Annotated in this window: 15 protein-coding genes and 1 pseudogene; 8 read left to right on the top strand and 8 right to left on the bottom strand. The window is 68.9% G+C overall.

All coding sequences use genetic code 11. The features are described 5' to 3' along the window. Positions 1–61 precede the first annotated feature (61 nt). Positions 62–520 carry a hypothetical protein gene (locus DL519_RS34460; RefSeq protein WP_223839909.1) on the top strand — a complete coding sequence of 153 codons (459 nt, stop codon included), beginning with the start codon at positions 62–64 and terminating at the stop codon, positions 518–520. Positions 521–546: 26 nt separating this feature from the next. Here DL519_RS34460 and DL519_RS34455 read toward each other — a convergent pair whose 3' ends face one another. Next, positions 547–1365: an SAM-dependent methyltransferase gene (locus DL519_RS34455; RefSeq protein ID WP_190821036.1), complete on the bottom strand. Its 819-nt coding sequence runs from the start codon at positions 1363–1365 to the stop codon at positions 547–549. 201 nt (positions 1366–1566) lie between these two features. Here DL519_RS34455 and DL519_RS34450 point away from each other — a divergent pair, with 201 nt between their 5' ends. From DL519_RS34450 to DL519_RS34440, 3 genes are all read left to right on the top strand, one after another. Further along, a complete protein-coding gene (locus DL519_RS34450) occupies positions 1567–2433 on the top strand; it encodes a helix-turn-helix domain-containing protein (RefSeq protein ID WP_190821034.1) in 867 nt (288 codons plus the stop codon). 179 nt (positions 2434–2612) lie between these two features. Beyond that, complete coding sequence (locus tag DL519_RS34445) at positions 2613–2849, top strand: DUF397 domain-containing protein (protein ID WP_190821032.1); 237 nt, start codon at positions 2613–2615, stop codon at positions 2847–2849. A 66-nt stretch (positions 2850–2915) separates the two neighbouring features. Beyond that, complete coding sequence (locus DL519_RS34440; protein ID WP_190821030.1) at positions 2916–3272, top strand: hypothetical protein; 357 nt, start codon at positions 2916–2918, stop codon at positions 3270–3272. 284 nt (positions 3273–3556) lie between these two features. On the opposite strand, the gene DL519_RS47605 is transcribed toward DL519_RS34440, so the two are convergent. Both DL519_RS47605 and DL519_RS47600 read right to left on the bottom strand, forming a co-directional pair. Continuing rightward, the gene (locus tag DL519_RS47605; RefSeq protein WP_223839908.1) at positions 3557–3904 is read right to left on the bottom strand and encodes a MerR family transcriptional regulator; all 348 of its coding nucleotides are present in this window, start codon (positions 3902–3904) and stop codon (positions 3557–3559) included. Then, positions 3886–4275: a MerR family transcriptional regulator gene (locus DL519_RS47600; RefSeq protein ID WP_223839907.1), complete on the bottom strand. Its 390-nt coding sequence runs from the start codon at positions 4273–4275 to the stop codon at positions 3886–3888. The genes DL519_RS47605 and DL519_RS47600 overlap by 19 nt, the downstream gene beginning before the upstream one ends. Before the next feature lie 91 nt (positions 4276–4366). On the opposite strand from DL519_RS47600, the pseudogene DL519_RS34430 reads away from it, so the two are divergent. Together DL519_RS34430 and DL519_RS47595 are read left to right on the top strand one after the other, a co-directional pair. Beyond that, positions 4367–4571 (top strand): annotated as a pseudogene (locus DL519_RS34430) (hypothetical protein); the annotation flags it as partial. A gap of 147 nt (positions 4572–4718) precedes the next feature. Continuing rightward, positions 4719–4949, top strand: a complete 231-nt coding sequence (locus DL519_RS47595; protein ID WP_223839906.1) for a hypothetical protein — start codon at positions 4719–4721, stop codon at positions 4947–4949. Positions 4950–5135: 186 nt separating this feature from the next. On the opposite strand, the gene DL519_RS34425 is transcribed toward DL519_RS47595, so the two are convergent. The 5 genes from DL519_RS34425 to DL519_RS34410 all read right to left on the bottom strand — a co-directional run bounded on the left by DL519_RS34425 (position 5136) and on the right by DL519_RS34410 (position 8245). Next, positions 5136–5840, bottom strand: coding sequence for an HAD family acid phosphatase (locus tag DL519_RS34425; RefSeq protein ID WP_190821029.1), 705 nt, complete (start codon positions 5838–5840; stop codon positions 5136–5138). A gap of 26 nt (positions 5841–5866) precedes the next feature. Next, positions 5867–6097, bottom strand: coding sequence for a PfkB family carbohydrate kinase (locus DL519_RS47590; RefSeq protein WP_223839905.1), 231 nt, complete (start codon positions 6095–6097; stop codon positions 5867–5869). Next, positions 6094–6390: a PfkB family carbohydrate kinase gene (locus DL519_RS47585; protein ID WP_223839904.1), complete on the bottom strand. Its 297-nt coding sequence runs from the start codon at positions 6388–6390 to the stop codon at positions 6094–6096. Before DL519_RS47585 ends, DL519_RS47590 begins: the two co-directional genes overlap by 4 nt. A 23-nt stretch (positions 6391–6413) precedes the next feature. Then, on the bottom strand, positions 6414–7394 hold the full coding sequence (locus DL519_RS34415) for a nucleoside hydrolase (protein ID WP_190821027.1): 981 nt from the start codon (positions 7392–7394) through the stop codon (positions 6414–6416). Positions 7395–7501: 107 nt separating this feature from the next. Continuing rightward, positions 7502–8245, bottom strand: coding sequence for a GntR family transcriptional regulator (locus DL519_RS34410; RefSeq protein ID WP_223839903.1), 744 nt, complete (start codon positions 8243–8245; stop codon positions 7502–7504). Positions 8246–8525: 280 nt separating this feature from the next. On the opposite strand from DL519_RS34410, the gene DL519_RS34405 reads away from it, so the two are divergent. Together DL519_RS34405 and DL519_RS34400 are read left to right on the top strand one after the other, a co-directional pair. Continuing rightward, the gene (locus tag DL519_RS34405; protein WP_190821025.1) at positions 8526–9611 is read left to right on the top strand and encodes an adenosine deaminase; all 1086 of its coding nucleotides are present in this window, start codon (positions 8526–8528) and stop codon (positions 9609–9611) included. A 405-nt stretch (positions 9612–10016) separates the two neighbouring features. Next, complete coding sequence (locus DL519_RS34400) at positions 10017–11402, top strand: IS1380 family transposase (RefSeq protein WP_397545032.1); 1386 nt, start codon at positions 10017–10019, stop codon at positions 11400–11402. The last annotated feature ends 43 nt before the right edge of the window (positions 11403–11445 follow it).

Genomic DNA, 11445 nt, shown 5'->3' with positions numbered 1-11445 from the left:
CGGCGCCGCCGAACCGTTACCGCCGCCAGGGGAGCAATACGCGCCGCAGTCGGGTAAACCCGTGCGGATGAAACGAGCCGTCGCCTACGTCGGCGTGTGGCTGGCCGCGACCACCGCCGCCGTCACGCTGTCCTGGCTGGGCGTGCGCGACGTCATCCGGGGCGCGGTCTTCGATCGGCCCGACGCGATCCCGCTGGTCTCCCCGGTCATGACCGAGGAGCCGCCACCGACGACCACCAGCGAAGCGGCCACAGTGGACACCTCGGCGCCGGAGCAGGAACCTCCGGAACCGAACCCGCCGGCGGCCGAGGACGCCGGTCATGTGCGGACCTACGACGTCAAGGGCGGCAAGGTCGTGCTCTCGGTGCACACCGAGAGCACGGAACTGATCTCGGTGTGCACCGGCTACACCATGCAGACCTGGGCCACGTCGCCGGTTGGCTGCGGGTGGAATTCTCACCGCGGGCCAACACGGTTCGTCGGTGATCGCGACTTGGCACGACCACCCCACCACGGTTGAAACCAACGAGTACTGACCGGGGCCGATCAGGACTTGCGGGCGACTCCGCCGACCAGCAGGCGGCGGAAGGCGTTCAGCGGCTCGCCGGGCCCGTCCGTCCACCACGTCGCCACCGGCACCAGGCCCGGCTCGAGCACGTCGAGCCCGCCGAAGTAGCCGCCGATCTCCTCGCGGGACCGGAACCAGCCGGTGCCCATCGCCCCCAAGTAGGCCCGCTCCATCTCACCGGCCAGCTCGAACGCCTCGGCGTCCTCGGGCCTGCAGAAGTGGCTGAGCGCCACGTACGAACCGGACGGCAGCGCGTCGATGTAGCGCGCCATGAGTTCCTGCGGCCGGTGCTCGTCGGAGATGTGGTGCAGCGTGCTGAACAGGAACAGCCCGATGGGCCGGGACCAGTCCAACCCCCTGGCCACGGACCGGTCTCCGAGCAGCCGCTCCGGATCCGTGATGTCCGCCGCGACGAAGTGCGTGCTGTCGTTCTCCACGAGCAGGGCGCGCCCGTGCACGATCGCGGTCGGATCGTTGTCGACGTAGACGACGATCGCATCGGCGTTGACCCGCTGCGCCACCTCGTGCGTGTTCTCCAACGTCGGCAACCCCGAACCGCAGTCCAGGAACTGGTCGATCCCGACCGTCCCGGCCAGGTATCGGGTAACCCGCTGCAGGAAAGCGCGGTTGTCCTTGGCCAAAGCGCCGGGCGTCGGGGTGACCTCGGCCAACTCGTCGCGCAGCACCCGGTCCGCCGCGTAGTTGTCCTTGCCACCGAGGATCGCGTCGTAGACGCGCGCGCCGCTCGGCCGCGTGGGGTCGATACCACCCGCACGCCCATCTCCGGTTCGTGTCATGCCACTCCCCAACCCCATAGCCTCCCCGACGCTGACCAGCGTTAGGTGATCAAGCATCGAGAACGTTGGAGGTGGGCAGATACCGCCAATCCGGGTAAGGCACTCGACCTGCGGCTGGATTCCACTACTATCCCTCCGCGTAACGTTCAACCGCTGGATCGCGACAGTGGATCGTAGAGCCCATTCCACAGGAGGTTTCGCGTGGCCCCGGACAGTGCCACGGGAAGCGGCCCCACCGCCCGCCGTCTCGTGCTGGGCAGCCAGCTGCGCCGACTGCGCGAGGCGAGCGGCATCTCCCGGGAGGACGCCGGATACGCCATCCGCGGCTCCGGATCGAAGATCAGCCGCCTCGAACTGGGCCGGGTCGGTTTCAAGGAGCGCGACGTCGCCGACCTCCTCAACCTGTACGGGGTGACCGACGAGTCGGAGCACGAGTCCTTTCTGGACCTGGTGCGCCGATCGAACGAACCCGGCTGGTGGCACCGCTTCAACGACCTGATGCCGTCGTGGTTCCAGGACTACGTCGGCCTGGAGGAATCGGCCTCCCGCATCCAGACCTACGAGATCCAGTTCGTGCCTGGTCTGCTGCAGACCGAGAAGTACGCCCGCGCGGTCGCCATCCAGGGCCGCCCCGAGTTCCCGGCGGACGAGCTGGAACGGCGCGTCCGGCTGCGCATGCAGCGCCAGAAGCTGTTCACGCAGCCGAAGCCGCCGCGGTTGTGGGCGGTGATCGACGAGTCGGTGCTGCACCGGCCGATCGGCAGCCGGGAAGTGCTGCGCGAGCAGATCCAGTTCCTGCTCGATGCGACCGCGATGTCCGCGGTGACTCTGCAGATCCTGCCGTTCGAGCTCGGCCGGTCCGGTGCGGAGGGCGCGTTCACGATCCTGCGCTTCGCCGAGCCGGAGCTGCCGGACATCGTCTACCTGGAACACCTCTGCGGCGCGCTGTACCTGGACAAGCCGGACGAGGTCGAGGTGTACAGCAAGGTCAGCCACCGGCTCGCGGTAGACGCGCAGACCCCGGAGGAGACCCGCAAGACGCTGCTGCAGGTCCTGAAGCACAGCTGACGTCCAGCCGCAACCGCCGGATATCCCCGCCGGTGGCTTTTTTGTGCCCGAAAGAGTGATCAAGGTCTCAGTGAAATGCACGTGCATTCAACCGTGCATCTGCACCTGCTAACTTGGTGCACGATCATCTGCACGTGCAGATGATCGTGCAGCGTTAGTCGGGGAAGGGTGAGGTTCGGATGACGAACATCCAGAACGGTATGCCCGCGCAGCAGCTTCCCAACGCGGTGTGGCGAAAGAGCCGCCACAGTGGAGCGGTGGGCAACTGCGTCGAATTGGCACCGTTGGTCGACGGCGGGATCGCCGTCAGAAACTCGCGTTACCCCGAGGGTCCAGCACTGGTCTACAGCCGGGATGAGATCGCCGCATTCCTGCACGGTGCCAAGGACGGCGAGTTCGACGACCTGATCGTCTGACTAGCCGCGCCGACGCTCCGCGCGGAGCCACGGTTGAAGCCCTTGACGACGAAACTCGGTGGCGCCATGAACGAGATTACCAACGGCCTGCAAGCCCTGGTAGCCCACGACTTCCAGTTCGCGCACCCTCGCGACACCAACGGCGGTCTGGTCGCCGTGGTGGGAATCCGCGTCCATCACGGGGTTTTCGACATCCTGCAGCTCTTTGGCGAGCACGACGCCGACGCGGCGCGGATCCCCGGTGACGAGCCGGACGTGCTCTTCCCGAGCAAGGTCCTGTGGCGCACCACCGGCCCGGCGCGCGAGGTGATCGCCGAACTGCTCGCGCTGTCCGAGCCGACCCCGGAGCTCAGCGGCCAGCCCAAGGGCTGCTGGCTGCCGACCAACGCGGGCCGCTCAGCCTGGCTGGCCGCCTCCGCCTGAGCCACCGCGGTGGGCCGCCCAGGTCCGCCGCCCCAGACCTCGCCCCGACCCCGGCGCCGGAGTCCTCTGTGGACCAAGCCCCCGGAACCGGGTCCCCGAACCGATCGAGTTCCCGCGTGACGGCGCCCCGGCGCGGGAGTTCGATCGGAAAATTTCCCGCCGCCCAAGGCGAAAAGCCGTCAGGACCGTACGGCTGCGACCCGGCCGACGCGTTCCACCCGGTGATCCCGTCCCTGCCGGGGCTTCGGTTCCTCCTGTCCCACCGAGGAGAAGCACTGGAACCGCTACCGGGCCGCGTCCTCGGATTCGAGGTAGTGGTGCAGAAGGCCGGCGGCTTCGAGCATGACTCGCGCCCGCTGGGTCAGCACCGCTTGGCGTTGCGCGATGGCCGCGCGGAGCTCGTCGCTGCTGCCCGTCTGCCGGAGGCCGTCGAGCACCTGCCGGATCTGGGGAAGCAGATACCTGCCCTGCCGGAGCATCTTGACCATCCGCGCGTCGCGGACGTCGATCGGGCTGAACATCCGGTACTTGGTGCCCGGCTCGCGCGCGGGCGCCAGCAGACCAGCGGATTCCCACACCCGAAGGGCCGAGGTGCGCACGCCGAGGAAGGTCGCTACCTCGCCGATGTGCATGCCGGACCGGGCAGCGCTTCCGGGGCTTGCCCCGCCACCGCTTCCAGCGCCTCGCCGATCGCCCGGAGGCTCCCCCGCTGCTCGTGCAGCGAGGCATGCCCGGCGTCCACGAGCGTCAGCGCCTGCGGAACGTCCCCGGCGTGCACGGCGAGCATGATCCCGCGAGCGGCGTCCATGCCGAACCCCCTGGCGAGCGCCCGGTACGTCAGGAGGGCCTGGCGGTGCCCGGCGTGGAACCTGCGGTGACCGGATTCGGTCCAGGTCGTCGGCGGCAGGATGCCGTCGTCCGCGAAGTTGCGGACGAGCTGGGTCGAGATCCCGGCGGCCCGGGCCAGGTCGATGGGGCGCAGCCGCGCTTCCACGTCAGCCATCCGCCTCACCTCGTGTTTGAAGATCTACCGACCACATCCGCAGCATAGTTCGGACAAATCCTCAAAAGATTTCAATGACCAACCTGAAGGTATGAATCCCAGCAGCGACCAGGCGCGGATCCGGGTGGTCGGCGCGCACGAGCACAACCTCGCCGACATCGACGTAGACGGTGCCCAAGCGGAAGCTGAACGCGGTGACCGGGGTGTCCGGGTCCGGCAAGTCGTCGCTGGTCTTCGACACGATCGCGGCCGAAGCGCAACGGCAGCTGCACGAGACGCTGCCCGCGTTCGTCCGCCCGGGCGACGGCAGCCACGGCGGCCGGATCATGTTCCAGGGCACCCCGAAAGCCCTACTAGATGCGCCGGATTCGCACACCGCGACCCACCTGCGCCGCGTCCTGCCCCGCTGATTCCCACGCAGAAAGGCAAAACTCCGATGGACGATGCTCGCGCTCAGCTGGTCACCACCGCGGCCGCAGCAGCGGGTCGGGAGCAGTGGTGCTCGACCAGAACCCGTGCTGGGCGGGATTGCGTACCCGATGGCCGAGGGACATCGGCAGCTCGCCGAAGAGCGCGCGATGCTCCAGCGCGCGGTGCGGGAAATCCGGTACCGCTGGCGGTGGACGCGAACGGCCGCCCGGACAGGCTCGGCGCCGAACTGGCCGGTCTGCTGAGGTACCTGCAGCAAGTGCTGGTCCTGTACCACGACCTCACCGACATCCCGGACCGGATGCGAACCCCAGCCCACCGGGGCCTATCGGCAACCCACCTCCGAGCCCGCAAGGTCCGCGACCTGCGCCGGCGACGAGTCCACACAGGACTCCGCGCCGACCCGTGCAGACGTCGGCGCCGAGCGCAGGTCAGGGGAGTTTGTACATGGGGTTGGGCAGCTTCACGCCGCGTTCGGCGTGGCCGCCGGCCAGGTCGGACTCCTGGTCGCCGACGCTGAGGACGATCTGGTAGCCCTGCCGCTCGATTTCGGCGCGGGTACCGCTCTTGTACGGCACCACCGACGGCCGGTGGTCGTCCGTCGGCCGCAGGTACAGGGCGTCGGGCTCGGGGTAGCCCTCCTCCTCGAGGTCCAGCAGGCTGGCCTCGCGCATCTGCGGGCTCTCCCGCCGGCCGGTGACGAAGAAGATCGCGACGCCGTGGGAGTCCGCGAATCGCGCCAGGTCCCTCGTCGCGGCGATCCCGACGGGCCCGCGCGCGAGCACGTACTCATCGGACGACTCCTGGTCGAAACCGAAGTTGATGTCCTTCGCGTACTCGTAGGTGGTCACGCTGGTGTCGTCGATGTCCAGCACGATCGCCGGTTTCGACACGCCCTGCTCCAGGCGCTTGGCCAGGTAGTCCTGGCCGCGCCGGTCGGCCTCGGCGATGTCGGCGTCCCACCGCCCCGACTCGTGGTAGTCCACGATGGACTCCTTGAGCTCCGTCAGGTTCGGGGGTTCGCCGGCCTTCGCGCCTTCGGCGCCCTGGGCAGCGGCGCAGCCGGTAGCGAGCACTCCGAACAGGGCGAAGGACGGGGCAATCCTGGGGAGTGCGGAGGACTTTCGATCGGACACGATGAGGAATCTCCTAGCGGCGGGGACTAATCCGGCAGCCCGGATCCGCTCAGCACGCGGTCGAGCACGGGATAGGAAGCTTGCGCACCGGAGTGTTGCACGCTGCAAGCTCCCACGCGGGTCGCCCGACGCACGGCAGGGGGAAACAGATCGCCCTGGCTGAGGCACAAAGCCACGGTTGCGACGAAAGCATCACCCGCTCCGGTGGTGTCGACCGCATCGACCGTGTTCGCTCCGGTCTCCGAAACGATGATCAACGCGGTACCGGGTCCGCTTCGACGTCGCGATGGGTTTGCGTGGTGTCGACGCCGTCGGCGCGCAGGGCCGCCAGCAGCGTCTCGCCGTACGCGTCCGCACCGACCCGACCCACCAGCGCCGTCCGGGCGCCGAGCCGTGCGGCGGCGACCGCTTGGTTGGCGCCCTTGCCTTCCGCGCTGGTGGTCAACGCGGCGGCCTGCACCGTTTCGCCCGTCAGCGGGCGGCGGTGCACGCGTGCGGTCAGATCGATGTTCAGCGAGCCGACCACGACGACGTCATGGGTGCGCGACATCGCACTTCCTTCCTCGGTGATCGTCACGCAACGCGGCGGGACGGCGCCGGGGCGTCGCACAACCGGTCGGCGAGCAGGTCGGCGAAGTTGCCGCCGGTTTCCAGCACCACGCGCACGTGCGCGCCGTCCTGGGCCGGGAAGTCCCGGTACTGCCCGCGGACGTCGGCGACGGTCGCGCCGCGGCCCGGCCCGTCGCCGGTGTCCACGTCGACCGAGACGACCGGAGCCAGCGCCGGGATGACGTCGCCGACCGCGATGGCCGCGGCCAGTGGGTCGTGGCAGGCCGCGCTGCGGTCGCCGAACACGTTCTGCTCGTAGAAGCCGAAGTACTGGTCCAGGATCTTCGCCGCGAACGCGGTGATCGGGGTGCCGAACTCGCGCAGCCGGCGCTGGTGGTCCTGGGTGATGCGTTCGGTCATGGTCGCGTCCAGCGGCACCAGGGTGACCGGCCACCCGGCCGCCAGCACCATCCGGGCCGCCTCCGGGTCGTTGCTGATGTTCGCCTCGGCGGCCGGGGTCGCGTTGCCCGGATGCCGGACCGCGCCGCCCATGATCGTGACGTGCTTGATCAGCTCGGGCAGCTCGGGGTCGAGTTGCAGCGCGGTGGCCAGGTTCGTCAGCGGGCCTACGGCAAGCAGGTGCAGCACGCCGGGGTTCTCGCGGGCGCGCCGCGCGATGAGTTCGGCGGCGGGCTCGCTGGTCGGCGCGGCCGTCGGCGCGGGCAGGTCCGTGTTGCCGAGGCCGTCGTCGCCGTGCACGTACGGCGCGAAGTGCGCATTCCCGGTCCAGCTGCGGCGGGCCCCGATGGCCACCGGGACGTCCGCCCGCCCGGCCAGTTCGAGCACCCGCAGCGTGTTGCTGGCCGCGGTGTCCGCGTCGATGTTGCCGAAGACCGTGGTCACCGCGCAGATGTCGACGTCCGGATCCCGCAGCAGGTAGAGCAGCGCCAGTGCGTCGTCGATTCCGGTGTCGCAGTCGACGATCAGGGTTTCCTTGGACGCCATCGGTTGCGCGCCTTTCTGCTGGCGGCGGAGCCCACGGCGCTCCGCCGCCCCCGCTCAGGGCCGCTTTCGGGGTCAGTCCGCGGTGTTCCGGCTGGGTTGTTCTGGACTCATCGGGATTGGCGCACCGGGAGGCTCGGCGCGCCGCTGGGCAGCACGTACTTGGCGGCGATCAGCGCGGTCCGCTCCATCGAGACGACCTGGGTGACCAGCACCACCGGCGTGTCCGGCGAGCGGCCGAAGACCTCCCCGCGGCGCCGCCCGAGCACGGTCGCGTTGATCGTGCTCTTGCCGCTCAGCGGCAGGTGCGGGTCGATCGAGCCGAGGACGTGCAGCATCGTGCTCGGCCGGGTCTCCGCCTCCGCCAGGGCCCGGGGCAGCGCCGGGTCGGCGGCGGCCAACGCCTCGTCGTGCACGCTCCACTCCTCCACCAGGCAGGCCGGCACGCCGTCGACGTCGACGACGCTCTCCCAGAACCGGATCTCGCAGCTGGCCGGCACCGGCAGGTGCTGCATCACCAGGTCGGTCGGCTGCTCGATGTCGCGCACCAGCGGGCGGACCTTGGTGCGGTCCGCGCCCAGCAACGCTTCGACCGGTTGCAACCGTTCGAAGCCGCGCTGGGCCGGGCGGTCGCTGACCGTCCGCCCTACTCCCCGCCGGACGGTGATCACGCCGTCCTCCTGGAGGAGGATCAGCGCCTCCCGCAGCGCCGGTCGGCTCACGCCGAGGTCGGCTGCCAGGTCGGGTTCGGACGGCAGCGTCGAGCCCGGCGGGTAGGTGCCCTGCCGAATGGCCTCGGCTATCCGCTCGTAGAGGTCCACGACCGGTCGTCGCTGGGGTCGTCTGGCCACCACTTCGCACTCCCTGCTGCATTGATGTCAGACAAGTTAAGAGAGACGGTCCCGGGAGTCAACTCCGGCCGTCCCGGAAGTGATCGAATACCAGTCCATGGAAAATCTTGACTCGCACCGCCGCGAGCAGGTAGACCCTTCCGCCAATACGACTAACATGTCAGACAAGACCGGAGTCAGGCTTCGGGGAACCAGCGACCCGGCCCCAACGGAGATCGCATCCCGGCGAGCGGCGCCGTCGAGCACCGCAAGCGGCTGATGAACCGACCTGCAGGAGGAACAAGTGCCCGAGTCGCCGACCGCGGACCAGCTCCGCCGCGCCCCGAAGGTGCTGCTGCACGATCACCTCGACGGCGGGCTGCGTCCTGAAACGGTCGCGGAACTGGCGGAGCAGCAGGGTTACACCGCACTACCGACGTCCGATGTGGACGGGATCACCGAGTGGTTCGCCGCCGCCACCGAAGCCGGCTCGCTGGAGGAGTACCTGGAGCGCTTCGTGCACACGGTCGGCGTCATGCAGACCGCGGACGCGATCAGCCGGGTTGCGGCCGAATGCGCCGAAGACCTCGCCGCGGAGGGCGTCGTGTACGCCGAGGTCCGCTACGCGCCGGAGCTGAGCACCCAGCAGGGCCTGTCGCTGGACGAGGTCGTCGAGGCGATCCTCGACGGGTTCCGCAGCGGCGTGGCGCGGGCGCGCGAAGCCGGCAACCGCATCCGCATCGGCGTGCTGCTGTGCGCGATGCGCCAGGAGCACCGCGCGCGGGAGATCGCGGAGCTGGCGGTGAAGTACCGCGACGCCGGCGTGGTCGGCTTCGACATCGCCGGTCCGGAGGCCGGCTTCCCGCCCACCCGCTCGCTGGACGCGTTCGAGTACCTGCGGCGGGAGAACTTCCACTTCACCATCCACGCCGGTGAGGGCTTCGGGCTACCGTCGATCTGGGAAGCCGTCCAGTGGTGCGGCGCGGCCCGGCTGGGCCACGGCGTGCGCATCGTGGACGACATCGAGGTCGCCGACGACGGCACCGCCAAGCTCGGCCGGCTGGCGTCGTTCGTGCGGGACCGCCGCATCCCGCTGGAGATGTGCCCGCGGTCGAACGTGCACACCGGAACCGTTCCGTCGGTCGCCGAGCACCCGATCGCGCTGCTGCGGCGGCTGAACTTCCGGGTCACGGTCAACACCGACAACCGGCTGATGAGCCAGACCTCGATGACCAGCGAGTTCAGCGAGCTCGTCGAGCACTTCCACTACGCGCTCGACGACCTGCAGTGGTTCACGGTGAACGCGATGAAGTCGGCCTTCATCCCGTTCGACCAGCGCCTCGCGCTGATCAACGAGGTGATCAAGCCCGGCTACGCGGCCCTGCGCTAGGAGTCGCTGTCCGGCCCCGTCACCCTCCAAGCCACCACGAAGATCAACACAAACCAGGGGGCGACTTAGGTTGGTGAATGGTCTGGGTGGGTGGTCGCTTAGCGGAACCTGAGAGGTTCCCTGGACTGCGGGTGCCCCTCCTGATGTATGTCCAATACGCGGCGGAGGGGCCGTCCTCGCCAGAAAACCTCTCAGAACCCGCCGATGGTCGTCTTGGCAAGGTGAATGCAAGCGGCTACGCCGCTTCCAAAGGCGCGGACGGCATTCGCCGACAGGCTCTTAGCCCCAATCCACCGATGATCTTGGGTAACGGTTCGGTGGCGAGAGCACGAGATGCCCTTCTGACCTGGGATGATTGATCTTGCGTAGGGATCGATCAACATGGATTGGAAGGGCATCTCGCAGGTGCGATCTTCTCATAGTGCTGCGCGGGTGAGCGCGGTGTTCGACGATGCGAATCTGGTGGCTTCGGCGGGGCTGGTTCCGGTGATGCGGTTGGCCGAACGCGTCGGGTTGTCCGAGCTTGTCGCCGAGGGTGTCCGGGTTCCCGGTTCGGAGGGTGCGAATGCGGATGCGAAGGTGGGCTCGATCGTGGCCGGGATGCTCACCGGCGCCGACAGCATTGATGATCTCGATGTGATCCGGCATGGGGCGATGCCGAAGTTGTTCGGCGGGATCCGGGCACCGTCCACTGTGGGCACGTTTCTGCGTGCTTTGACGTGGGGGCATGCCCGGCAGGTGGAGTCGGCCGCGCGGGAGTGCCTGGTGGGCATGGCCCGGCAGACTCCGGTGCTGGCCGGCGCCGCTGAGAGGACGTTCATCGATGCTGATTCCACCCTGGGCAGGGTGTTCGGCCACGCGAAGCAGGGTGCGGCGTTCGGGCACACCAAGATCGGCGGCCACAATGTGCGGCTGCGGGGTTACCACCCGCTGCTGACCACGCTGTCCACGCCCCGATCGGCGCCGGTGGTTGCCGCCACGAGGATGCGTGGCGGCAACGCCGGCTCGGCGCGGGGTGCGGCGTCGTTGGTCACCGAGACGATCAACCTTGCACGGCGGTGCGGCGCCGGGCCGGGCCGGATGCTGTTTCGCGGTGATTCCGCCTTCTACGTAGGCGAAGTCGTCTCCGCCTGCCGGGCGCAAGGTGTGGAGGTGTCGATCACGGTGGCGCAGTATCCGAACGTGCAGCGCGCGATCGCCGGCATCGCCGAGGACGCGTGGACGGCGATCAAGTATCCCCAGGCCGTCTGGGACGAGGCCAGCCAGTCCTGGGTCAGTGACGCCGAGATCGCGGAAACCGAATTCACCGCCTTCGCCAGCGATAAAGCCCATCGGGTGGCTGGTCGGTTGATCGTGCGCCGGGTCAAAGACAAAAACCACGCTGATGCCCTGTTTCCCGTCTGGCGGTATCACGCCTGCTTCACCACCAGCAGCCAGCCGCTGGTCGAGGCGGAGAAAACCCACCGTGCGCACGCGATCATCGAACATGTCAACGACGACCTCAAACACGGCCCGCTGGCCCACATCCCATCCGGGGTCTTCAGCGCCAACGCCGCCTGGCTGACGCTGGCCGCCCTGACCCACAACCTGCTGCGCGCCGCAGGCAGTCTGACCAGTGCTTTCCACGCCAAAGCCCGCGCCGCGACCCTGCGCCGCACACTGATCAACATCCCGGCACGGGTGGCCCGACGAGCCCGCTCGATCACACTGCACCTCCCGGAAAACTGGCCCCGCCAACACGACTGGCACCACCTGTTCCACACCACCCACGCCCCACCCGAAACAGCCTGATCACCCTCCCCCAACCCGCCCGCAAGGGCCCAACCCAGGAACC

This window comes from Saccharopolyspora pogona (assembly GCF_014697215.1).
GTDB lineage: Bacteria > Actinomycetota > Actinomycetes > Mycobacteriales > Pseudonocardiaceae > Saccharopolyspora > Saccharopolyspora hattusasensis.
The sequence above is the reverse complement of the archived record's forward strand: the minus strand, read 5'-3'. Positions and strand labels throughout refer to the sequence as shown.

Bases quoted from the DNA above. Each gene is read 5' to 3' on its own strand.
- DL519_RS47595 (WP_223839906.1), top strand. From the start codon at position 4,719: ATGCTCGCGCTCAGCTGGTCACCACCGCGGCCGCAGCAGCGGGTCGGG.
- DL519_RS34455 (WP_190821036.1), bottom strand. From the start codon at position 1,365: ATGACACGAACCGGAGATGGGCGTGCGGGTGGTATCGACCCCACGCGG.
- DL519_RS47600 (WP_223839907.1), bottom strand. From the start codon at position 4,275: ATGGCTGACGTGGAAGCGCGGCTGCGCCCCATCGACCTGGCCCGGGCC.
- DL519_RS47605 (WP_223839908.1), bottom strand. From the start codon at position 3,904: ATGCACATCGGCGAGGTAGCGACCTTCCTCGGCGTGCGCACCTCGGCC.
- DL519_RS34440 (WP_190821030.1), top strand. From the start codon at position 2,916: ATGAACGAGATTACCAACGGCCTGCAAGCCCTGGTAGCCCACGACTTC.
- DL519_RS34415 (WP_190821027.1), bottom strand. From the start codon at position 7,394: ATGGCGTCCAAGGAAACCCTGATCGTCGACTGCGACACCGGAATCGAC.
- DL519_RS34445 (WP_190821032.1), top strand. From the start codon at position 2,613: ATGACGAACATCCAGAACGGTATGCCCGCGCAGCAGCTTCCCAACGCG.
- DL519_RS47585 (WP_223839904.1), bottom strand. From the start codon at position 6,390: ATGTCGCGCACCCATGACGTCGTCGTGGTCGGCTCGCTGAACATCGAT.